Consider the following 22,944-nt stretch of genomic DNA (forward strand, 5'->3'; position numbering starts at 1 on the left):
CTTCTTTCTTTTCTTCGGGGTTTTCTTTGGTTATTTGGTTCGAACAGGGTAAATTTGAGCCCGCTGATAAATGTAAAAAGCGCCTTTGGGCGCTTTTTTATTTGAGCGAATCAACCGAAAGTTTACTTTCGAGTTGATGAGCGAAAATAAAAAAGACCGTATGCGCAGCAGACGGCTTTTTACATTATGACTCACGGAGTAAAAGGGATCATCGCAGATAATCCTGAATAGCAAGACAATCTAGCGAAAATAAAGAAGACTGTATGCGCGGCAGACTTCTTTTTGTATTGTGATTCAGGGCGTAAAAGGGGTCACCGCAGATAAACCCTATTCACATAAAAAATCATACCGGAATCCCTGTTGATTTCTAGGGATAATTATTCTTTTCCTTTTTATCATATTTTATAGGTTTATCTACCTTTGTGCCACTGATTTTTAAAGCTTAAATCTATTATAAAATGATTCATTTCTTTGGTAATACTTCCAACACGGTTTACGCCGTTCAAACGAACAATGAACTTTCTGCTGCTGACATCCAAAAGCTAAACTGGCTTTTCGGAAACGCATCAAAAATTGAAAAATCTGTTTTAAGCGAAACTTTTGTTGGTCCGCGCGCTACCATGGTCACTCCGTGGAGTACCAATGCCGTTGAAATCACTCAAAACATGGGCATTGCAGGAATTATCCGAATTGAAGAATTTGAAAAAGTAAACTCGGATTATACTGAATTTGATCCGATGCTTTCTCAAAAATACAAAGAGCTTAATCAGGAGATTTTCACCATCAACATAAAACCGGAACCAATTCTTGAAATCAGTGATATTGATGCTTACAATAAATCAGAAGGATTAGCGCTTAGTCCGGAAGAGGTTGAATACCTCAATAAACTTTCCATTAAGATAGGAAGAAAATTAACTGACTCCGAAATTTTCGCATTCTCTCAAGCTAACTCAGAACACTGCCGCCATAAAATATTTAACGGAACATTTGTAATTGACGGGGAAGAAAAACCAACCTCCCTTTTCAAACTCATTAAAAAAACTTCCGAGACAAATCCCAACGAAATAGTTTCTGCGTATAAGGATAATGTAGCATTTATTAAAGGCCCGAAAGTAACCCAGTTTTCACCTAAGACCGCTGATAAGCCGGATTATTATGAAGAAAAAGAATTTGAATCGGTTATTTCTTTAAAAGCAGAAACACATAACTTCCCTACCACCGTAGAGCCTTTTAACGGTGCTGCAACAGGTTCGGGTGGAGAAATCCGTGACCGTTTAGCCGGAGGGCAGGGCTCCTTACCGTTAGCAGGTACTGCTGTATATATGACTTCTTATTCGCGGTTAGAAAAAGATCGTGAATGGGAAAAAGGGATGCAAGAACGTAAGTGGTTGTACCAAACTCCAATGGATATTCTTATCAAAGCTTCCAATGGCGCTTCTGATTTCGGGAATAAATTCGGACAACCTTTAATTACAGGATCTGTATTAACGTTTGAGCATGAACAAACCGATAAACTAAAAAACACAAAACGTAAATTAGGTTTCGATAAAGTAATTATGCTCGCTGGCGGTATTGGATACGGAAAAGTAAACCAAGCTCTCAAATTAAAACCAAAAGCAGGCGATAAAATTGTGATTCTTGGCGGAGAAAATTACCGGATCGGAATGGGTGGCGCTGCAGTTTCATCAGCGGATACCGGTGCTTTTGGTTCGGGTATTGAATTAAACGCCATTCAGCGTTCTAATCCTGAAATGCAAAAACGCGCAGCGAATGCAATTCGCGGTTTAGTGGAAAGTGATAACAATCCTATTATCTCAATACATGATCACGGTGCAGGCGGACATTTAAACTGCTTATCAGAATTAGTGGAAGCTACCGGAGGATTAATTGATTTAGATAAACTTCCTATAGGCGATCCGACATTATCCGCCAAAGAAATTATCGGAAATGAATCGCAAGAAAGAATGGGATTAGTGATTGGAGAAAAAGATATTGATACTTTAAAACGTATTGCTGAACGCGAACGCTCACCTATGTATCAGGTAGGTGATGTAACCAACGATCATCGTTTTACTTTCGTTTCCAAAACAACAGGATTAAAACCGATGGATTATGATTTGGCAGATTTCTTCGGAAGCTCGCCAAAAACCATCATGAATGATAAAATTGTTAAGCGAGATTTTTCTAACCTGGAGTATAACCCTTCTCAAATCCACACTTATTTAAATCAGGTTTTACAATTAGAGGCTGTTGCTTGTAAAGATTGGTTAACCAACAAAGTTGACCGTTGTGTTGGCGGAAGAGTAGCTAAACAGCAATGTGCAGGTCCGTTACAGTTACCATTAAACAATGTTGGTGTAATGGCACTTGATTATAAGGGAAAAGAAGGCGTTGCTACTTCCATCGGACATTCGCCTGTATCTGCCATTGTAGATCCGGTTGCCGGTTCACGCAATTCCATTGGAGAAGCTTTATCCAATATTGTTTGGGCTCCATTAAAGGATGGTATGAAATCCGTTTCTTTATCTGCTAATTGGATGTGGCCATGTAAAAACGAAGGAGAAGATGCACGTTTATATGAAGCCGTAAAAGGTTGCTCTGATTTTGCACTTGAATTGGGAATTAATATTCCTACCGGCAAAGATTCACTGTCGATGAAACAAAAATACCCGAATGATGAAGTAATTTCTCCGGGTACTGTTATTATTTCGGCAGCTGCTAACTGTTCAGATATTACGAAAGTGGTAGAACCGGTATTCAAAAGGAACGGTGGAAATATTTATTACATAAATCTTTCTCAGGATAATTTCAAACTTGGCGGCTCCTCGTTTGCACAAATTCTCAATCAAATTGGAAATGAAGTTCCGACTATTAAAGACGCCGCGTATTTTAAAAACGCATTCAATACATTGCAAAATTTAATTAAGGAAGGAAAAATTACCGCAGGACATGATGTTGGAAGTGGCGGATTAATCACATCCTTGCTTGAATTGTGTTTCTCAAATGTAAACATTGGAGCTGAAATTGATTTAACGGCCTTGAATGAGAAAGATTCGGTAAAAGCATTATTTAATGAAAATATAAGCGTTGTTATTCAAGGAGATTCAGCTATTGAAAGTGTATTTGCTCAAAACAACATTCAGTTATTCAAAATTGGTAAGGTTGTGGAAGGAAATAATTTGACTGTAAAAAATAATTCTGACTCCTTTACATTCAATATCTCTGAAACAAGAGATACCTGGTATAAAACCTCTTTCTTACTTGATTCTAAACAATCAAGAAACGGAATGGCGAATGAGCGTTACTCCAATTATAAAAATCAACCATTACAATTTGAATTTCCAAGTAATTTTAATGGAACACTCGAAAATATCTCGACTACGCTCGATATGACAAAGCGACCAAAAGCTGCTATCATTCGTGAAAAAGGAAGTAATTCTGAAAGAGAAATGGCAAATGCTATGTATTTAGCGGGCTTTGATGTGAAAGATGTACATATGACGGATTTAATTTCCGGAAGAGAAAATTTAAAAGACATTCAGTTCATTGGTGCAGTTGGTGGATTTTCTAATTCGGATGTATTAGGTTCGGCCAAAGGTTGGGCAGGTGCGTTTTTATACAATGAGAAAGCGAATACAGCACTTAAAAATTTCTTTAAGCGTGAGGACACTTTATCTATCGGTATTTGCAATGGTTGTCAGCTCTTCATGGAATTAGAATTAATTAATCCTGAGCATGAAGTACATGGAAAAATGCATCACAACACCTCTCAAAAACATGAAAGCGGGTTTACTTCAGTAAAAATCCAAAAGAATAATTCGGTAATGCTTTCAAGTTTAGAAGGTGCTACTTTAGGCGTTTGGATTTCGCATGGTGAAGGGAAATTTAAATTACCTTATACAGAAGACAAATACAACATTGTTGGAAAATACGGTTACCAGACCTACCCCGCCAATCCAAATGGCTCCGACTTTAATACAGCGATGATGTGTGATAAAACAGGAAGACATTTAGTGATGATGCCGCATATAGAACGTTCGATTTTTCCTTGGAACTGGGCGCATTATCCGGAAGGAAGAAATAACGATAAAGTATCACCTTGGATTGAAGCGTTTGTGAACGCAAGAAAATGGTTGAATAAAAAGTAATTTGGCGCTTCTCTAGCTCGTAGCATTTTCTACGAATAATTGTCTTTTATCGGTTAATAAACATTATTTATCTAACAAAAACGCTCTTTTTAACATTATTATGACAGAATGTATTCATATCTTCGTATAAAATTTATATAAAATGAAAAAACAATTACTTAAAAAATCTCTTTTGTCGGTATTGGCACTCGCTTTTACAACAACTACAATTAACGCGCAAGTTCCTACCCCAGACTTATTACATTATAAATTTGATGGTGCAGGAGCAACCGTAACAAATTACGCAACCTCTCCACCACCAAGCGCAACAGTTGGAACAATTGTTGGCGCACAAACACAAACCGGTGTTATTGGATGTATGCCTGCTTTAGTAGGTACAGGAGCAAGTAGCGGAACTGATTACGTTAACACAGGTTGGACTCCCAGTTTAACAGGTTCTTGGTCTATTTCATTTTGGACTTCTAACATTCAACCTAGCTCAACCTTATGGTATATCTTTGGTGAATCAGGAACTTCATTTCGTTGTTTTACAAATGGTGTAGCTGGTCCAAATAACTGGATTTTACGCGGAACAGGTATTACCGATGTATTAATAAGCAACGCAGCAACAACTACCTCTAACATGGTTACTTATGTTTACGACCAAACTGCAGGAAATATTGTTGGGTATAAAGACGGTGTTGCAACTGTAACTGTTGTTCAAGCAGGAAGCATTACATTAAATGGTACTACTCCTTTTAAAGTAGGTGCCTATGCAAGCAGCACAGGTTTAAGTCCGCTTGGTTTAATGGGTGATTTCCGTATTTATACCAGCGCATTAACTCCTGCTCAAGTTTTAGCATTATACAACGCTACCAATCCTGTAACTCCTACTTTATCGGTATTAGGAACCAGTACTATTTGTGCTGGAAATTCAGCTGTATTAACAGGATCAGGGGCTGTAACTTATACTTGGAGCACTGGTTCTAACTCAGTAAGTATATCAACTTCTCCAAGTGTTACTACAACCTACACATTAATGGGTGCTAATACATCTTGTAGCGCTACACCGGTTACTTTTACCGTAAACGTAAATGCGTTACCAACAGTATCATTAACAGCTTCTATGTACACAACCTGTGTTAATGCAGGTACTATTTCTTTAACAGGTTCTCCTGCAGGTGGTGTGTATACTGGAACTAACGTAGCCGGTAACGTATTTACTCCCGGAACTAACGCAGGAACTTATACTGCCGTTTATTCTTATACAGATTCTTCTACCGGTTGTACTAATTCAACTTCAACTAACATTGTTGTAGACTTATGTACAGGAATAACAAACTACTTAGCTGAAACTAACGGTATTCAAATTACTCCAAATCCTAACGCCGGTAATTTTACAATTGAATTCAGAAACGAATCAGAAAAATCTATTGAAATTGTAAATATTTTAGGTCAATCCGTTAAAACAGTAACTACATCGGAGAAAGCTGTTCGTTTTGACATTAATAATCTTCCTTCAGGAACTTATTATGCCATTATTAAAATGAACAACAATGTAACGACTACGAAATTAATTAAACAATAATCAACTGATCTAATCATAAAAAAGGCGGAGAAAAATCTCCGCCTTTTTTGTTGCTTTTATTTATGGAGTCTCCTTATTAAATAACCTGTCACAATCAGCAATACACCTGTTGTAAACATCACATAATGCAAAGTCAATAATTGCTTTATCATTACAATCTGAATTACTATCCATCCACACAAAACAACACCCTCTGCCATCACAAATAAATAATTTTTCTTTTGATTGAATAAAACCGTAAGCAGTGCAAAGAAACTTCCCAGACCATTTACAATAAATAAAACAATCCCCGGAATCAAAAAATCACTGAAAGGAGATGATTTTAAAATTTCGAGCGGCATTTGTAATCCGCTCCCATCGGGATGAAGAATTAAACTTCCTCCTCCATAGAAAGCACCTACTCCATTAAACAAAAGTAAAACGACAGAAACTATTTTTATTGTAAGTTTCACTAAACAAAAAAATTACTTCCACTGATAGTACACCACTTTTTTAGTATCAAAAAATTCTTCTTCAAAATAGTTTTTCAAATCAAAAAACTGACAAGAATTATAGAATCTTCCGAACTCTTCTTTTAAATCGCCTCCTTTTAAATACAGAATTCCATTAGGCATATCATTAAAACTCTTCATGGAAAATTTACCTTTCAACCAACTGTAAAAAACCGGAAATTCAGTAACAGCCCTGCTCACAATAAAATCAAACTTACCATCCACCTTCTCTGCCCTCTCATGCTGCGTAGTGAGATTTGTTAAGCCTATGCCGGCACTTACTTCATTAATCACTTTCAGTTTTTTTCCAATCGAGTCTACACAATTAAAATGCGAATCCGGAAACATAATCGCTAATGGTAATCCCGGAAATCCTCCTCCTGTTCCAATATCCATCACTTTGGTTCCCGGTTTAAACTGAATCACCTTTGCGATACCTAGAGAATGTAAAACATGACGCTCATATAACAAATCAATATCCTTTCGGGATATTACATTTATTTGAGAATTCCAATGAACATACAAATCGAACAAAGCTTCGAACTGTTGCCTTTGTTTTGAACTTAAATCCGGAAAATATTTAAAGATAATATCAGGCTTCATATTACATGTTGTGGCCCGAGTTTTTTAAGATGTTGAATAAAAATTCACGCGCTCTGAATAATTGAGCCTTTATAGTTCCAATTGGTAAATTCAGTTTTTGAGAAATCTCTTCATGACTCATTTCCTGGTAATAAAACATCACCACTAATTCTTTATACTTTGGCTTTAATTTATCTACCACTTCATTCAGCATTTTAATCTTTTGCTTTTTCATGAAGTTTTCTTCGGGATCCAAAGTACCGGCCTTAATATTTTGCGACAACTGCTGACCTTCTTCGTTTACATATTTCGTATCTAAAGAAAACGCTTCCCCTTGTTTCTTTTTACGCAAGTGATCAATGGCATTATTACTGGCAATTTTAAACAACCAGGTACTGAAGGCGAAATTAGGTGTGTATTGATGTAATCTTTTAAATGCTCTGCCGAAAGCTTCAATGGTCAAATCATCTGCATCATCTTTATTCCCCACCATTTTCAACATCATAAAATAAACGGATTCCCTATACCGATGTAACAACTCCGCATAGGCTTTCTGATCGCCCTGATTGAGCGCAGCCTGAACCAGTTTATAATCATAAACGGCTTTGGTTGTTAGTTTATCGGTATTTTCTAATTCGTCCATTTATTTGGCTTGTGAAACATTTTTGAAATGTGAAAAACAGGATACGTTGCTAAAAGAACGATTTCGTAGAAGAATGACAAAGCCCAAAGGTCGGGTTCATTAAACTTCTTTGCGGCTTTATTAAAGATAATCATTTGAAACATTATTTTCAATAAAAAAAGACCAAGCCCTACCAAAACGGTGCCCTTAAAGCAAAAAAGAACGACCAATGTGGCATAAAACAAGTACTTTAAAGCAAATGAGGCTCCAATTTTTGCCCTTGAAGAAGAAGTATAATGCGGCGCAGTGGTTAAATGACGCATCTTCTGACGTCGCCAATCACCAAAATTTGTTTTTGCTTTTGAATAGGTGATGGAATGATGACTAATACACACATTGGTGTTTTCAGGAGTTGCCGCTTCATTCACAAATAAATCATCATCACCGGATGTAATGTGGTAATGACTTGAAAATCCTTTATGCTTGAAAAATAAAGATTTTTTATAAGCCAGATTCCTGCCCACTCCCATGTAAGCCTTTCCTTTCATGGCGGCTGTCATGTATTCAAGCGCAATTAAAAAAGAATCGAAACGAATGAGTGTATTTAAAAAACCCTTTGTTTTGATGTATGCTCCATATCCTAGTACAATTTCTTTTTTGGTTGTGAATCCTGCAGCCATTTCGCTCAACCAATTGTCGGAGGAAGGATAACAATCCGCATCGGTAAATAACATGTTTTCATATTTCGCACCTTTAATCCCAACCATTACAGCGAATTTTTTACCATGCTTATAATACGCATCCTCTTTAATATTTACTTTACGAAGGTTTGGGAAAATCTTCGCGAACTCATCTATAACGGTCTCCGTATTATCCCACGAGCAATCATTCACCACAATTACTTCATATTCGGGATACTCTTGCGTTAATATTTTAGGTAAAAATTCTGTGAGATTTTCATCCTCATTACGGGCACAAATAATCACCGAAACAGGCTCTCTTCCGTCAGATCCACCACTATGTGTTGTTTTTAAAGCCGCCACCGGCCAGTAAGCCATAAAGTAATAAATGATAAGGGCCAAAAACACCAAAAATCCGGCAATGGCCAATATTTCTTCCAACCCAAATTGTTTAAATTCCGGATACCACATATCTCACAAATTTACCTGCACAGCCAAAGCCAAATAAAGATATCTTTGCATTTATTAAACAAAGAAATTAACAATTATCCCTTCCAAATGCAGAACATAAAAGCTGTAATATTTGACATGGATGGTGTGCTGATTGATTCAGAACCACTTTGGCGCCTAGCTATGATAAAGGGGTTTAATGATATTGGTATAGATTTTACCGATGAAGACTGCCGGAAAACAACCGGGATGCGATTCAAAGAAGTAGTAAAACATTGGTTTTTTCACCATAATATCCGTCACATTGAGCCGGAGGAACTCGATAAAAATGTAATTAATCATCTCATAGAACTCATTCACGCAAAGGGAATGCCAATTGATGGTGCTCCACAATTATTAGAGCATTTAAAAAAACTCCATTTACCTATAGGATTAGCTACTTCCTCTTCGCATGCACTGATGGACGCTGTTCTAACAAAAATTCAATCGCGACACTATTTTAAATCGGTAGTTTCTGCTGAGTTTTTGAAATACGGAAAGCCACATCCTGAAGTCTTTTTAAAATGCGCTGAGGAATTAAGCATTGACCCGCAAAACTGCTTAGTGATTGAGGATTCGGTGAACGGTGTTATTTCAGCTAAAGCGGCGCATATGAAAGTTGTAGCTGTGCCTGATAAAGAGCATTTTGATGACCCGCGCTTTGTATTGGCCGATTATAAACTCAATAGCTTGAAAGATATTATTAAATTATTCTAAATTCCCTTTAAATAGAGCCTTATAGCTTACATTTGTATACCTTGAAATTTACTGTCCAAAATACCGACCCCAACAGCAAAGCCCGTGCCGGTTTGTTGGAAACTGATCACGGTCCGATTCAAACTCCCATTTTTATGCCGGTTGGTACAGCAGGAACCGTTAAGGCGGTACACCAACGTGAATTGAAAGAGGATATTCATGCTCAAATTATTTTAGGAAATACCTATCATTTGTATTTACGTCCTGGATTGCAGGTACTGGAAAATGCGGGTGGATTACACAAATTTAACGGATGGGATAAACCAATTTTAACCGACAGTGGAGGTTACCAGATATTTTCTTTAGCACATAAACGAAAACTGACCGAAGAAGGTGCGGCTTTTACTTCGCACATTGATGGAAGTAAGCATTTTTTTACGCCGGAAAGTGTAATGGATATTGAACGCACCATTGGTGCGGATATCATTATGGCTTTTGACGAATGTACGCCCTACCCTTGCGAATTCAAATACGCAAAAGACTCGATGGGCATGACACATCGTTGGCTCGACAGATGTGTGAAGCAATTCAGAAGTACAGAACCAAAATACGGTTACAATCAGGAATTATTTCCAATTGTGCAGGGAAGTGTATATAAAGATTTACGGATACAAAGTGCAGAATACATTGCGAGTAAAGATTGTTTTGGAAATGCGATTGGCGGATTAAGTGTGGGAGAACCTGCTGAAGATATGTACGCCATGACTGAAGTTGTGTGTAATATTTTACCTTGGGAAAAACCGCGTTATTTAATGGGTGTAGGAACGCCAGTCAATATTTTGGAAAGCATTGCACTTGGCATTGATATGTTTGATTGCGTGATGCCAACGCGCAATGCCCGTCACGGTTTGTTATTTACTAAAAATGGCATCATCAATATTAAAAACGAAAAATGGAAAAATGATTTTTCACCTATTGATGACAGCAGCGAATGTTTTACCGATCAACAATACACCAAAGCTTATTTAAGACATTTATTGCAATGCGGTGAAATATTGGCATCGCAAATTGCAAGTGTGCATAATTTACATTTCTATTTGTGGTTAGTGGGCGAAGCAAGAAAACGAATTATTGATGGTACTTTTTACGAATGGAAAAACAAAATGGTAATTCAATTAAATCAACGCTTATAAATTGCTGACGATAATAGATAAATATATCTTAAAGAAGTTTTTGGGAACCTTCGTGTTCTCAATCTCACTTATTCTCGCCATATTTATTGTTTTCGATATCAAGGAAAAGATTCAAACATTCGTTACTGATAATATTCCTTTAAAGGAAATTATTGTGGATTATTATTGCATGTTTATTCCTGTGTATGGGAATATGTTTAGTCCGCTTTTTACATTTATCTCCATCATTTTCTTCACTTCAAAAATGGCGCACCGCACCGAATTTGTTGCCATTTTAAGTTCCGGTGCAGGCTTTAACCGAATTTTAAAACCGTATTTAATTGGAGCTTTCATCATTGGATTTAGTTCTCTCTTGCTTAATCATTTCATCATCCCCTTAGCTCAAAAAAAGAAAATTGGTTTTGAAGACAAATGGATAAATAAAAATTACATCTCAGATGATAAAAATGTACATAAAATAATTGGTCCAAATAAAGTTCTGTATCTCGAATCGTATCAAATTAAAAGCAACACTGCTTTTAAAGTTTCCATTGAGCAATTTGTGAATAATCGCCAAACATACATACTTAAAGCTGAAAAAATGAGTTGGGATACCATTGGCAAACAATGGATATTAATAAATGCGTTTGAGCGACAAGTAACACAACAAGAACGTTTAGATACGTTGACTTTCCAGAAACCAATTCATAAAGAAATTCATCAAACCTACGACACCTTGCGAATAAAAATAGATTTTACGCCGGCCGATATGTGGCGATACGAAAGTAAGATTGAAGTGATGCCCTATTTTGAATTAAAAAATTACATTATCAAAGAGAAACAAAAAGGCTCTAATCTAATCGAGTTTTTTGAAGTGGAACAATACAGGAGAACTTCTTTTCCATTCGCGACTTTTATTCTCACCATTATTGGTGTGGCTATTTCCTCTCGTAAAGTGCGCGGTGGTGTAGGTATTCAAATTGCTTTGGGATTATTTTTAAGTTGTATTTATATCATGTTGATGTACATCTTCACCACCATAGCAACAACAGGATTTGCATCGCCTATGCTGGCAGTATGGACGCCCAATATTATTTTCTCATTTGTCGCTTTCTATTTTTATAAAACGGCACAACAATAAAATTAAATACCATGAAAAAAACACTTATTAAAAATGCAACAGTAGTCAACGAAGGCATTATTGGTAATTACGATATTTTAATTGAAAACAACATCATCGCCCGTATAGAACCGGAGATTGATGAGCAAGGTGCAAAGGAAATTAATGCGGAAGGATTGCATTTATTTCCCGGTATAATCGATGATCAGGTGCATTTTCGTGAACCCGGATTAACACATAAGGGCGAAATTTACACCGAAGCGAAAGCTGCAGTAGCCGGAGGCGTTACCAGTTTCATGGAACAACCCAATACCAAACCACCGGCCATTACCATTGAGGAATTAGAAAAAAAATACGCACGTGCAGCCGAGTGTTCTTTAGCCAACTATTCCTTTTTAATGGGGACAACCAATGACAACATTGAGGAATTAAAAAAATGTGATTACAGCAAAGTAGCCGGTGTGAAAATCTTCATGGGCTCCTCAACCGGAAATATGTTGGTAGATAATGTTAAGACCTTAGAAAATGTGTTCTCGCAAGTAAATGCCATTATTGTTACGCATTGCGAAGATGATGTGATGATAAAGGAAAAACAAAAACAAATGATTGAGGAGTATGGTGAAGATTTACCGGCTTACTTCCACCCTATCATTCGTAATGATGAGGCTTGTTACCGCTCTTCTTCTTTCGCGGTTGAGTTAGCGAAAAAACACAACACGCGCTTACATGTGTTTCATATTTCAAGCGCAAAGGAATTAAGCCTGTTTACTAACAAAATCCCATTAAAAGAAAAACGTATTACCTCTGAAGTTTGCATTCATCATTTATGGTTCAGTGATGAAGATTATAAAACCAAAGGTAATTTCATCAAATGGAATCCTTCAGTAAAAACAGCTTACGACCGCGATAAATTATTTGCCGCGATGCTGGATGGCACCATTGATGTTGTAGCAACCGATCATGCGCCTCATACCATCGAAGAAAAAAGTTTACCATATTTGCAAGCACCAAGTGGCGGACCATTAGTACAACACAGTTTGCAGGCTATGATTCAATTTCATAAGCAAGGAAAAATTAGCCTGGAGAAAATCGCTGAGAAGATGTGTCATAACGTAGCCGATTTATTTAAAATCAAAAATCGCGGTTATATACGTGAAGGTTATTATGCCGATTTGGCTTTGGTGAATCTTAACAAATCCCAAACCGTTGATAAATCAAACATTTTATATAAATGTGGTTGGAGTCCATTAGAAGGTACTACTTTTAATTCGGTGGTTGAGAAAACTTTTGTAAATGGAAACCTGGTTTACGATAACGGAAAATTTGATGAAAGTCAGAAGGGTGACAGATTACTATTTGGCTAATTAGCGGTTGTATTTAACCCTAACTTAATCATAAAGCTCTAAGTAAAAGATATAACCCACATCTTCATCTAAACGTTTAGATAAACGTTCCGCTCATTTATTTTTTTGCTTTACTCAGCAAAATTTTAGATTTCAATAATCAATAAGTTATTGTTAACGATTCCTCTCAATAAATACTTGACATACAGTATAATTTGTTATTTTTGTATATACATAAGAAAGAAATTTAAAATGGCAAAATATGCTTTTATAACTTTTAGTCTATTTTCTTCAACTATTTGCTTTAGTCAGAATATAGATAATAACGTTAAAGAAATTTCAAAGAAGCCTCTTAAATCCGAAACAGAAGAAAAAGTGAAGCCTTCATTGAAAGAAGAGTATACAGGAACTAAACCTAATCCAATTAATCCGGATTCTTTGCAAGTGATTATGTACAATCCATCCAACGAAACAACAGATAAAAAATCATCTTCTTCAGATAAAAATTCTTCCAAACCTCATTAAAATGAAAAGACTATTAACTTATTTAATTATCCTTTCATCTTTCAGAATTATTGCGCAACCTGCAAATAATAACTGTGCCAGCGCTACGAATTTAACGGTAAACGGATCTCTTTTATGCGCGCAAAACATGGCCTCTTCTAATCTGCAGGCTAGCGAGTGTACAGTAAGTTATGGAGGCGGTACATCCGGTGCATCAGTTTGGTATAGTTTTACGGCAAGTCAAACTTCCATGGTTCTAAATTTTCTACTTACAAATACTCCGGGATGTTACCCAATTATTTCCGTATTTGGGCCATTTGCAAGCGTTGCAGGAGGATGTTCAACAGCAGGGGTTTTTGGTGCTCCTTGCGGTGGAGCCCCGGCATATAATTGGACTACCAATAATAATTATCAAGGGGCTGAAACTTCTTTTTATTTATTATCGAATGGTGATTCGGGAAACCATCCACTCTTAACAGGCTTAACTGTTGGGGGCGTTTATTTAATCCGAATTCAAAGTGCTAGTGGTGGTGGATGTGGTGCTACTTTACCTAACTTTTGTATAAGTGTAGCCACTCCTGCGGCGAATTCCAGCCCACCTACTGCTTCTGCTATTAACGCTTGTGGCGTTACTTTCACAGGTACAACTAATGGTGGATATTATAATAACGGTGCAGAAAACGGTGGAGGATTTGGTCAGTTAGATAATAATGCCGGTACCACTTGTCCTTCATGTGTAACTCCCGGTGATGATGTAAATTTTGTTATTAATAACATTTCATGGTACACATTCTGCGCCTCTTCGGCAGGCACATGGAATGTACAATTCTCAGTGAGTAATTGTGTGTTAGCTGCTCCGAATAATGGTGCTCAAATTGCAGTGTTTACAGGAACAACAACCGCACTAACACAAGTATGGCAAAGTACTCCTTCTTGTGGAGGATTAGGAAATGGTCAGGTACCAAATGGCTGTTCGGTTACTTCTTCTAACTTTAATGTAGCTGCGGGCCAATGTGCTTACATGGCTGTAGATGGATTTGCCGGAGATGCTTGTAATTATTCCATTGTACTAACAAACGTACTGGGTGGATGTAATGTATTACCTGTAGAATTGAATGGTTTCACCGCTAAATGCGAGAAAGGTAAAATAGTTTGCGAATGGGAAACTGCTACTGAAATTAATTCTGATTATTTTACGATTGAAAAAAGTATGGACGGAATTAATTTTTATCCGGTTGGTCAGGTAAAAGCTGCCGGAAAAAGCTACAATGCTAAAAAATATTATTATGTAATTAAGGATGCGTTTGATGATATTGCTTATTACCGCCTTTCGGAAACTGATTTAAATGGAACATCAAAAACATTTAATACTGAAGCTGTAAAAGGTTGTGAAGATCAAAGTTTTGTTGCTTGGGCTTCAGGAAATCAAATTAATATTTCCATAGCATCAAAATTTGCAGGTAAATATAATTTCGAAGTTTATAATACCTCCGGTAATGTGATTATCTCTGGAGAACAATTTTATCAATCTGGTAATTCAACGGCAGTAATTCCTGTTGATGCTGAAACTGGCATTTATTTCCTTAGAATAATTAGTGAGCAAGATACGCAAAGCAAAAAGATATTCATTCAAAAATAATCCAATACAAAACATTACTTTTGTAAAGCCTCTTAATTGAGGCTTTTTTATTTCTAATACTTAAATCCATGATAATAGTAAGTTTAAATTCCATTTTACCGCATGTAGTAAAAACAGCAAAAAAAGCCGGTGCGTTCATTAAGAAAGAACGTGAAACTTTCAATAACTCAAAAGTTGAAGTAAAAGGATTAAACGATTTGGTGAGTTATGTTGACAAAACCGCTGAGGAAATGATCGTGAACGATCTTAATGAAATTATTCCTGGTTGTGGATTTATCGTTGAGGAAAATTCTGCCGCCGGAAAAAAAGAATACAACTGGATAGTTGACCCTTTAGACGGTACCACTAATTTTGTGCATGGGATTCCTTGCTATGCAGTGAGCATTGCATTAGAACATAATGGTGAAATTGTATTAGGTGTAGTGTATGAGATTACGCGTAACGAATGTTTTACCGCAGTTAAAGGACGTGGTGCTTATTTAAATAACAATCCTATTAAAGTATCAGAGAACAAAAGATTAAAAGACAGTTTAATTGCAACAGGCTTCCCAATTTATAATTTTTCGAAATTGGACGGTTATATGAAAGCTTTAAAACATTTGATGCAAAACACACATGGTGTTCGCCGTATAGGTGCTGCGGCTCCTGACTTATGTTACTTAGCTTGCGGACGTGTTGATGGTTTTTTTGAATATAATTTGAGTCCGTGGGATGTGGCTGCTGCTGCACTCATTGTAGAAGAAGCCGGTGGTACCATTACCGATTTTAAAGACGGTGATAATTGGTTATACGGAAAAGAAATCATCGGCAGTAACGGACTCATTAAAGACGAACTTAATGATGTTGTGATTGGGAATTTGATGTAGGGTTTATTTACCTTTCAGGAACAGAGGATTGAAAATCCATAGAGTATTAATCTATCACAAAAAAGCCAATCGAATTGATTGGCTTTTTTGTTTATGTTTTATGCTTTATTTTTTAAAAGGAAAATACGTATTGCTCTCCTTTACAAACAAGTAATGATCCATGTCTACAAAATCATTCACTTTAACATCTAAGATTTGTTTACCATCCTTTTCAAAATATCGCAATACCTGATAGCCTGCAATGTGTTCATTAAACTCACAAACCAATCGCTCCGCGCCTATCCACTGCATCACCGCTTTGTATTGAGGATGGTGTTGAAAATACATTTCTGCATTATTAGCATTCGCTTTTACAGTTACCATACCATAAACAGGATGTTTGTATGTACCTTCAAGCTTTTTATAAGCATCTTTTGCGGGTTTAATTTTTGCAGCTTCAGCTTTCCATTTCTTTACCGAATCTAATTCTAATTTCACATTCTCGTTGTTGTTCTTAAGAAAAAAAGAACTGTAATCGAAGTAGTTTTGTCCGGTTGCGTCTTTTATCAAGATTTCGCTCAAGGCTTCAAATAAACTTTGATTATCGCTGTTAGTTAGAATAACAAAACCAAACTTCTCTTGTGGAATAATTACCGTTTTACTTAAAAATCCGTTTGCTCCTCCCCCATGCGAAATAACTTTCCTTCCATTCTCGTCTTTCATAAACCATCCTAATCCATAAGTAGAAAAATGATTCAAATTACCTCGTCCATTTCCGGTTATGCTTAATGATTTTCTGGTTTTTTGGATCACTTGTGCAGGAACTACTTGCTTGCCTTCAAACATCCCATTATCAATTTGCATACGAATCCATTTGCTGATATCGATTACACTGGATGATATAGAAGCAGCTGGACCAATATTATCAATATTTGCAGGCATAATCTCCACCAACTTTTCATTAATGACTGCATAGGCCTTTGAACTGTTCGGGTTTTTCATAAAATCAGAAAAGTATGTGCTGCTATTTGTCATACCCAGTGGTGTAAAATAGTGATGCTTCACATATTCATCCCAGGTTGTATCACTAACGGCCTTTAGCACTTCCCCTGCTACTACAAATCCAATATTACAATAGCCATATTGTTCTCTGAAACCATAAGGCAGGTCTACATTCTCCATATTTCTTACCAAATATTCGCGGCTTGGAATTCCCGCCCAGTTTAATAAATCGGTTTGAAAAGTGGCATATCCCATACGGTGTGATAATACATCATTAATGTTCACATGCTCGGTTAAATACGCATCTTTCATTTTGAAATAAGGTAAATACTTTTTTACAGGATCTGTTAATTTCAATTTACCATAATGCTCCAATAAGGCTAATGAAGTTCCTGTAAAAGCTTTACTGTTGGATGCAATTTGAAACACCGTATTTTCAGTAGCGGGGATTTTTTTAGCTACATCGGCATAACCATAGCCCTTCGCCACAATTACTTTTCCATCTTTCACAATAGCAATCGCCATACCCGGCATATTCCAACGCTTCATTTCACGGTTCACAAACACATCTAAACTGTCTTTGATAAAATTCCCCTGTGCGAATAAGCTCATTGATACTAAACTCAAGGATAGTGCTAATACATTTTTTTTCATTTTATTGTTTTATTAGTTCTTTAACTTTTTTAAACTCTAAGTCTTTACGGCTTAAAAAATCAATCAGCGAATAATTGACTTCATAATCCGGACTTATTCCCTTACCTGTAATGGAAGGATTAATATCGTGAATTATTCTGAATGCAGGAACTCTTACTTTAATTTTTGTATTTGGAAGAGTGTAATAAGGTGTCACCCCTGCATTGCATCCTTCACGCGCGCCTCCTGTTTCAGAACCAATCAAAATGGCTTTATTGCTTTGCTTCAAATAAGCAGCCACAATACAAGAGGCGGAGAAAGTTCCTCCGTTTGTAAGCACATACACTTTATTATTATAATGATTTTTTTTACGTGGTTTTATAGTGTGCGTATAATACACTGTATCGCCTTTTATTATTTTTTTACCTTCTATCCCAAGTACCCAGCGTGTAAATTTAAATCCGAAATTACCGCGTGTGTATTTTTTATTCGGATAGGAGCTTATGTGTGTTTTCAATGTTACTGTCTCCGGCTTGTCTAAAAAATAAGAGAGTAATCGATAACTATTCATTAAGTTTCCGCCACCATTATAACGCAAATCAATCACCAGATGCTGAATGTTTTCATTCTTGATTTTTTTAAAATAACGGCGATACACTTTTTTATACTTAATAGACTTGAATGACTTAATTTTAAGTACGGCAACACTTTTGTCATCCGATAAATAACCTGAACTTATATTTGATTTTCGGTATTTTTTAAATGTTGAATCAGTTTTAGGCTGAAAACTTTGTGAAGGCAAATCCTTTAAGTTAATAGCCCGAACGCAATGTGTTTGTATTTGGTCTTTATACTTTGTTTCAACAATAAACGAATCAGGCCGACCAAACAAACTGGGATAAGAATAATTTAACCCCGTACGTAAGTACAATTGTTTGCCGGTTGTATTGTAACCATCCCCACTAATGAAATGCATACTGTAATTCAGAATTGAATCGACCGGAATATCATTTATCTTTAAAATTTCGGTACCTAGTTTTAATAATGAATCTCTCTTAGGATTAATTGATGTAGCAACGTATAATTTTTTATCCAATGCCACCATGTAATATGGAACAAAATTTAACTTAATTGGTTTTACAAGTTTGATATAAGCTTTAGAGTTCCATATTTCGGTATGTCCGCAATGCAATTCATCAAAAGCCAACTTCAATTTGAGTCGGAATTGCTTCTCGGTTAAACTATCTGTTATCGATTGTTTGAGTCTATTAAAAACAGATTCGTAATACGACTTCGGATAATAAATTCCGATAACCGGATGCATTTTTAAAACGGCATCTGTAATAATAGTCGCATCTTCCAGTAATTGAGCAGGCGCGTACTTTTTAGTAAGTGTAAAGTTTTTTTGCGCCGGTATACTCAGGCAAAACAGCATCATAACAATAGCTGTTATTAATGCTTTGAATCTGTTTTTAATACCGCTTTTAAACATTACTTTTGTAAAGTTAATCAAGAATGTTATGCAAAAAATCAAAATAGGCGTTTTACGTGAAGAAAAAAGTCCGCCGGATAAGCGCGTTCCGCTCACCCCCCTAATTTGTTCTGAGTTGGTGCGTAAATACCCGCATGTGGAGATTGTTGTTCAGCCAAGTAAAATTCGCTGTTACAGTGACGATGAGTACACTTCCTTTGGTGTCACCTTGCAAGAAGACTTGAATGATTGTGATATACTAATGGGTGTAAAAGAAGTGCCAACGGATAAGTTAATTCCAAATAAAAAGTACTTTTTCTTTTCGCATACCATCAAAAAACAGCCTCACAATAAGAAATTGATGAAGGCTTTGATTGAAAAGAAAATTCAAATGATTGATTACGAAACCCTCACCGATAAAAACCACAACCGTATTATTGGCTTTGGTCGTTATGCCGGTGTAGTAGGCGCATATAATGGGATTTTAGGATATGGGTTGAAATATGACTTATTCCGGATAAAACCTGCCAATTTATGCCGCGACCGTGCCGAAATGGAAGAAGAATTAAAGCGTGTGAAGCTTCCGAATATTAAAATTTGTTTAACCGGTGGTGGTCGTGTTGCCAATGGTGTAATTGAAACTTTAAGTGCTTTACGTATTCGTAAAGTAACGCCCGAAGAATTTTTGATGGCGTCTTTCCGTGAGCCTGTTTATTGTCAGTTGAACCCTCGTGATTATGTGGAAAGGCCCGATGACCATAACTTTGACTTGAACGACTTTTTTAAGCACCCGGAGCACTTTGTATCTAAATTTGTGCCTTTTACTAAAGTCACTGATTTATTCATTTCGGCTCATTATTGGGATCCCCGTTCACCAAAAATGTTTACCAAAGAAGATATGAAAGCCACTGATTTTCATATTAGTGTTATTGCCGATGTAACCTGCGATATCGACGGTTCGGTACCAACCACTATGCGTGCCAGTACGATTTCACAGCCTTTTTACGGTTATAACATTAAAAATGACACCGAAGATTTGCCTTTTAATAAGGATACAGTTTGTATTATGGCTGTAGATAATTTGCCATGCGAATTACCACGTGATGCCAGCGACGACTTCGGTAAGGATTTAACGGAACGCGTTTTACCTAATATTATTGGGGAAGACAACGATTCGGTGATTGAAAGAGCAAGTATTTGTAAGGATGGCAAACTCTGCCCTGCCTTCGAATATTTAGCCGATTACGCTAAATAATGTTAGAAAAATGGATTTCATGTTAATTAATTTGTAAATTTGGCTAATTAATAACTAACAAAATGAATAAAGGAACAGTAAAATTCTTTAACACAGCCAAAGGATTTGGTTTTATTAAAGATGACGAATCAAAAAACGAGTATTTTGTACACGTAACAAACATTCTTGAACCGATTAAAGAAAACGACGTAGTTACTTACGAGTTACAAGAAGGTAAAAAAGGAATTAATGCAGTAAAAGTAAAACTTGCCTAATATATAATCCCTTTTAACAAAAAACCCCGAATGAAAATTCGGGGTTTTTTGTTGGATTAAACTGTGAGTTTTTTGTATCTCGGGCGCTTAGGCTCTACATTACCTAAACGTTTCTTGCGGTTTTCTTCATACTCGCTATACCCGCCTTCAAAATAATAAACGCTGCTATCTCCTTCGAATGCTAAAATATGCGTACAAACACGATCTAAAAACCAACGGTCGTGGCTGATGATTACGGCACATCCTGCAAAATCCTCTAACGCTTCTTCTAAAGCACGGAGTGTATTTACATCTAAATCGTTGGTAGGCTCATCTAATAACAACACGTTGCCACCTTCTTTTAAAGCTAAAGCTAAATGCAATCGGTTTCTTTCTCCACCCGATAACACAGAGCATTTTTTACCCTGGTCGGAGCCGCTAAAGTTAAAGCGGGAGATATAAGCTCTTGAGTTGATAGCTTTACCTTCAAATAATAAGTTATCTAAACCGCCACTAATCACATCATAAACCGTTTTATTCGGATCAATATCTTTATGCGTTTGATCTACATAAGATATCTTAACTGTTGGGCCAACTTTAAACTCACCGGAAGTTGGTTTCTCCTGACCCATAATCATTTTAAACAAAGTTGTTTTACCGGCACCATTCGGACCAATAATACCAACGATACCTGCAGGAGGTAGTTTAAAATTTAAATGCTCGTATAATAATCGGTCGCCAAACGCTTTTGACACATCTACCGCTTCAATTACTTCTGTACCAAGGCGCGGACCGTTAGGAATAAAAATTTCCAATTTCTCTTCTTTTGCTTTTACATCCTCACCAAGCATCTTTTCATAGTTCGCTAAACGGGCTTTTTGCTTAACACCGCGTCCTTTTACACCTTTACGCACCCAGTCTAATTCTCGTGCTAAGTTTTTCTGACGCTTACTTTCTGTTTTCTCTTCCTGTTTTAAACGCTCTCCTTTTTGTTCTAACCAACTGCTGTAATTTCCTTTCCAAGGAATACCTTCTCCTCTATCCAATTCTAAAATCCATCCTGCTACATTATCGAGGAAGTAACGGTCGTGGGTAACGGCAATAATAGTTCCTTTGTAACTCTTTAAATGTTGCTCTAACCAGTCAACAGATTCAGCATCCAAGTGGTTGGTAGGCTCATCTAACAATAAAATATCAGGTTCCTGTATTAACAAACGACATAAAGCCACGCGACGACGCTCACCACCCGACAATACTTTTACAGGTGTATCACTCTCCGGACAACGTAACGCATCCATAGCGCGCTCTAAACGATTATCCAAATTCCACAGGTCATTTTGATCTATCAACTCCTGTAATTGCGCTTGACGATTAATTAATTTCTCCATTTTATCCGGATCATTAATTATCTCTTCATCCATGAACTTATTATTTACTTCCTCAAATTCAGCAAGAATATCCACATGCTTTTTTGCGCCTTCACGTACAATCTCAATTACTGTTTTGTTTTCATCTAATTTTGGCTCCTGCTCTAACATGCCAATTGAATAACCCGGAGATTGGTGAATTTCTCCAAGATAATCCTTATCCAAACCAGCCATAATTCGGAGTAAAGTAGATTTACCCGAACCGTTTAAACCTAATACGCCAATTTTAGCGCCATAATAAAATGAGATGTAAATATCTTTTAAAACCTGTTTTTGTGGTGGGTGAATTTTCGACACCTTCACCATGCTGAATATTATTTGTCTTCCTTCTTCTGCCATAGTAATTAAAAATTAGAGAGACGAATGTACAAAAAAAAGATTAATTGCGGGGAAAGTAAATAGGGTGTTTTTCGTTGTATTTACGAATGTAACGTGAGGCCTGTTCCTTCTTTTGTTTTTTAGATAAAGTGCTGTAGGCTTTTAGTATTTCCTCATCCTTTTTCAGATAGTTTTCGAGTAAATCAGAATTAAATTCTTTTAGCTCACCGGTATAAAAATCGAGTAAAAATTCACGCATTTCAGTGGCATTGGAGCCTCCGGAAGTATTGATAAACACATTGTATCCGGGCGATGTATTAACAGGAACAGCTGCCACAAAATAGCTTATCGCGCCAAAAACCGGAACACGAAAAAAAACACGGTTAATGTTTATATAAATGACATTATTCTGACAGAATCCCCAAACATTACCTGAGTTTACTTTAGCGGGTTTCCCATCGCGCTCCATATACTCTACATCTTCACTTTCGATTAGTTTCGTGTAAAAATCCAGTTGTTTTTTATCAATGCTAGTGTTTATTTTTTCTTTAGGAATGGGCCAGTTATGTTTTAAATCGGAATAATTGAGGTAAAGTCCCTCATACAACACAAAACTATTCGAAAAAGCCACCGAATCACCCTGCGAAACACCCTTTAGTAGAAAAAAAGTGGTGAAAAGTATGAATAGCGAAGGCTTCATGATTGGC

At 36.6% G+C, this 22,944-nt stretch carries 19 protein-coding genes; 11 read left to right on the plus strand and 8 right to left on the minus strand.

Going from position 1 to position 22,944, the window contains the following annotated elements; all coding sequences use genetic code 11:
• The first annotated feature begins 458 nt into the window (after window positions 1-458).
• Complete coding sequence (gene purL, locus J0L69_14570; protein MBN8694415.1) at window positions 459-4,148, plus strand: phosphoribosylformylglycinamidine synthase; 3,690 nt, start codon at window positions 459-461, stop codon at window positions 4,146-4,148.
• Window positions 4,149-4,290: 142 nt separating this feature from the next.
• Window positions 4,291-5,715 (plus strand): T9SS type A sorting domain-containing protein, encoded by a 1,425-nt coding sequence (locus J0L69_14575; protein ID MBN8694416.1) that lies wholly within the window; start codon window positions 4,291-4,293, stop codon window positions 5,713-5,715.
• 56 nt (window positions 5,716-5,771) lie between these two features.
• On the opposite strand, the gene J0L69_14580 is transcribed toward J0L69_14575, so the two are convergent.
• Genes J0L69_14580 through J0L69_14595 form a run of 4 tightly spaced genes read right to left on the minus strand, consistent with a single transcriptional unit; the run spans window position 5,772 to window position 8,561 of the window.
• A complete protein-coding gene (locus J0L69_14580) occupies window positions 5,772-6,167 on the minus strand; it encodes a hypothetical protein (protein MBN8694417.1) in 396 nt (131 codons plus the stop codon).
• A gap of 12 nt (window positions 6,168-6,179) precedes the next feature.
• A complete protein-coding gene (gene rsmG, locus J0L69_14585) occupies window positions 6,180-6,809 on the minus strand; it encodes a 16S rRNA (guanine(527)-N(7))-methyltransferase RsmG (protein MBN8694418.1) in 630 nt (209 codons plus the stop codon).
• Window position 6,810: 1 nt separating this feature from the next.
• Window positions 6,811-7,431, minus strand: coding sequence for a sigma-70 family RNA polymerase sigma factor (locus J0L69_14590; protein MBN8694419.1), 621 nt, complete (start codon window positions 7,429-7,431; stop codon window positions 6,811-6,813).
• Window positions 7,419-8,561, minus strand: a complete 1,143-nt coding sequence (locus J0L69_14595; protein ID MBN8694420.1) for a glycosyltransferase — start codon at window positions 8,559-8,561, stop codon at window positions 7,419-7,421. The genes J0L69_14590 and J0L69_14595 overlap by 13 nt, the downstream gene beginning before the upstream one ends.
• 87 nt (window positions 8,562-8,648) lie before the next feature.
• On the opposite strand from J0L69_14595, the gene hxpB reads away from it, so the two are divergent.
• From hxpB to J0L69_14630, 7 genes are all read left to right on the plus strand, one after another.
• A complete protein-coding gene (gene hxpB / locus J0L69_14600) occupies window positions 8,649-9,296 on the plus strand; it encodes a hexitol phosphatase HxpB (GenBank protein MBN8694421.1) in 648 nt (215 codons plus the stop codon).
• Between the two features lie 41 nt (window positions 9,297-9,337).
• Entirely contained in the window at window positions 9,338-10,468 is a 1,131-nt protein-coding gene (gene tgt, locus J0L69_14605) for a tRNA guanosine(34) transglycosylase Tgt (protein MBN8694422.1), read from the plus strand.
• A gap of 1 nt (window position 10,469) precedes the next feature.
• Window positions 10,470-11,588 (plus strand): LptF/LptG family permease, encoded by a 1,119-nt coding sequence (locus tag J0L69_14610; protein MBN8694423.1) that lies wholly within the window; start codon window positions 10,470-10,472, stop codon window positions 11,586-11,588.
• Between the two features lie 11 nt (window positions 11,589-11,599).
• Entirely contained in the window at window positions 11,600-12,931 is a 1,332-nt protein-coding gene (locus J0L69_14615) for a dihydroorotase (GenBank protein MBN8694424.1), read from the plus strand.
• Window positions 12,932-13,162: 231 nt separating this feature from the next.
• The gene (locus tag J0L69_14620) at window positions 13,163-13,435 is read left to right on the plus strand and encodes a hypothetical protein (protein ID MBN8694425.1); all 273 of its coding nucleotides are present in this window, start codon (window positions 13,163-13,165) and stop codon (window positions 13,433-13,435) included.
• Window position 13,436: 1 nt separating this feature from the next.
• On the plus strand, window positions 13,437-15,053 hold the full coding sequence (locus tag J0L69_14625; protein MBN8694426.1) for a T9SS type A sorting domain-containing protein: 1,617 nt from the start codon (window positions 13,437-13,439) through the stop codon (window positions 15,051-15,053).
• Window positions 15,054-15,121: 68 nt separating this feature from the next.
• Complete coding sequence (locus tag J0L69_14630) at window positions 15,122-15,919, plus strand: inositol monophosphatase (protein MBN8694427.1); 798 nt, start codon at window positions 15,122-15,124, stop codon at window positions 15,917-15,919.
• A 105-nt stretch (window positions 15,920-16,024) separates the two neighbouring features.
• Here the strand turns inward: J0L69_14630 and J0L69_14635 are convergent, their stop codons facing one another.
• On the minus strand, window positions 16,025-17,554 hold the full coding sequence (locus tag J0L69_14635; GenBank protein MBN8694428.1) for a beta-lactamase family protein: 1,530 nt from the start codon (window positions 17,552-17,554) through the stop codon (window positions 16,025-16,027).
• Between the two features lies 1 nt (window position 17,555).
• Window positions 17,556-19,025, minus strand: a complete 1,470-nt coding sequence (locus J0L69_14640) for a S41 family peptidase (GenBank protein ID MBN8694429.1) — start codon at window positions 19,023-19,025, stop codon at window positions 17,556-17,558.
• Window positions 19,026-19,053: 28 nt separating this feature from the next.
• On the opposite strand from J0L69_14640, the gene J0L69_14645 reads away from it, so the two are divergent.
• Both J0L69_14645 and J0L69_14650 read left to right on the plus strand, forming a co-directional pair.
• The gene (locus tag J0L69_14645) at window positions 19,054-20,259 is read left to right on the plus strand and encodes an alanine dehydrogenase (GenBank protein MBN8694430.1); all 1,206 of its coding nucleotides are present in this window, start codon (window positions 19,054-19,056) and stop codon (window positions 20,257-20,259) included.
• Window positions 20,260-20,321: 62 nt separating this feature from the next.
• Entirely contained in the window at window positions 20,322-20,513 is a 192-nt protein-coding gene (locus J0L69_14650) for a cold shock domain-containing protein (GenBank protein MBN8694431.1), read from the plus strand.
• 56 nt (window positions 20,514-20,569) lie between these two features.
• On the opposite strand, the gene ettA is transcribed toward J0L69_14650, so the two are convergent.
• Window positions 20,570-22,258 (minus strand): energy-dependent translational throttle protein EttA, encoded by a 1,689-nt coding sequence (gene ettA, locus J0L69_14655; GenBank protein MBN8694432.1) that lies wholly within the window; start codon window positions 22,256-22,258, stop codon window positions 20,570-20,572.
• A 40-nt stretch (window positions 22,259-22,298) separates the two neighbouring features.
• Window positions 22,299-22,937 (minus strand): hypothetical protein, encoded by a 639-nt coding sequence (locus tag J0L69_14660; protein MBN8694433.1) that lies wholly within the window; start codon window positions 22,935-22,937, stop codon window positions 22,299-22,301.
• Window positions 22,938-22,944 lie beyond the last annotated feature (7 nt).

It is taken from the genome of Bacteroidota bacterium (genome assembly GCA_017303905.1).
In the GTDB taxonomy this organism is placed as follows: Bacteria; Bacteroidota; Bacteroidia; order B-17B0; family Aurantibacillaceae; genus JAHEYG01.

Coding starts and splice junctions, on each gene's coding strand:
- J0L69_14645 (MBN8694430.1), top strand. CDS start 19,054: ATGCAAAAAATCAAAATAGGCGTTTTACGTGAAGAAAAAAGTCCGCCG.
- J0L69_14620 (MBN8694425.1), top strand. CDS start 13,163: ATGGCAAAATATGCTTTTATAACTTTTAGTCTATTTTCTTCAACTATT.
- J0L69_14615 (MBN8694424.1), top strand. CDS start 11,600: ATGAAAAAAACACTTATTAAAAATGCAACAGTAGTCAACGAAGGCATT.
- J0L69_14660 (MBN8694433.1), bottom strand. CDS start 22,937: ATGAAGCCTTCGCTATTCATACTTTTCACCACTTTTTTTCTACTAAAG.
- J0L69_14635 (MBN8694428.1), bottom strand. CDS start 17,554: ATGAAAAAAAATGTATTAGCACTATCCTTGAGTTTAGTATCAATGAGC.
- ettA (MBN8694432.1), bottom strand. CDS start 22,258: ATGGCAGAAGAAGGAAGACAAATAATATTCAGCATGGTGAAGGTGTCG.
- J0L69_14630 (MBN8694427.1), top strand. CDS start 15,122: ATGATAATAGTAAGTTTAAATTCCATTTTACCGCATGTAGTAAAAACA.
- rsmG (MBN8694418.1), bottom strand. CDS start 6,809: ATGAAGCCTGATATTATCTTTAAATATTTTCCGGATTTAAGTTCAAAA.
- hxpB (MBN8694421.1), top strand. CDS start 8,649: ATGCAGAACATAAAAGCTGTAATATTTGACATGGATGGTGTGCTGATT.
- purL (MBN8694415.1), top strand. CDS start 459: ATGATTCATTTCTTTGGTAATACTTCCAACACGGTTTACGCCGTTCAA.
- J0L69_14640 (MBN8694429.1), bottom strand. CDS start 19,025: ATGTTTAAAAGCGGTATTAAAAACAGATTCAAAGCATTAATAACAGCT.
- J0L69_14575 (MBN8694416.1), top strand. CDS start 4,291: ATGAAAAAACAATTACTTAAAAAATCTCTTTTGTCGGTATTGGCACTC.
- J0L69_14625 (MBN8694426.1), top strand. CDS start 13,437: ATGAAAAGACTATTAACTTATTTAATTATCCTTTCATCTTTCAGAATT.
- J0L69_14595 (MBN8694420.1), bottom strand. CDS start 8,561: ATGTGGTATCCGGAATTTAAACAATTTGGGTTGGAAGAAATATTGGCC.
- J0L69_14650 (MBN8694431.1), top strand. CDS start 20,322: ATGAATAAAGGAACAGTAAAATTCTTTAACACAGCCAAAGGATTTGGT.
- J0L69_14590 (MBN8694419.1), bottom strand. CDS start 7,431: ATGGACGAATTAGAAAATACCGATAAACTAACAACCAAAGCCGTTTAT.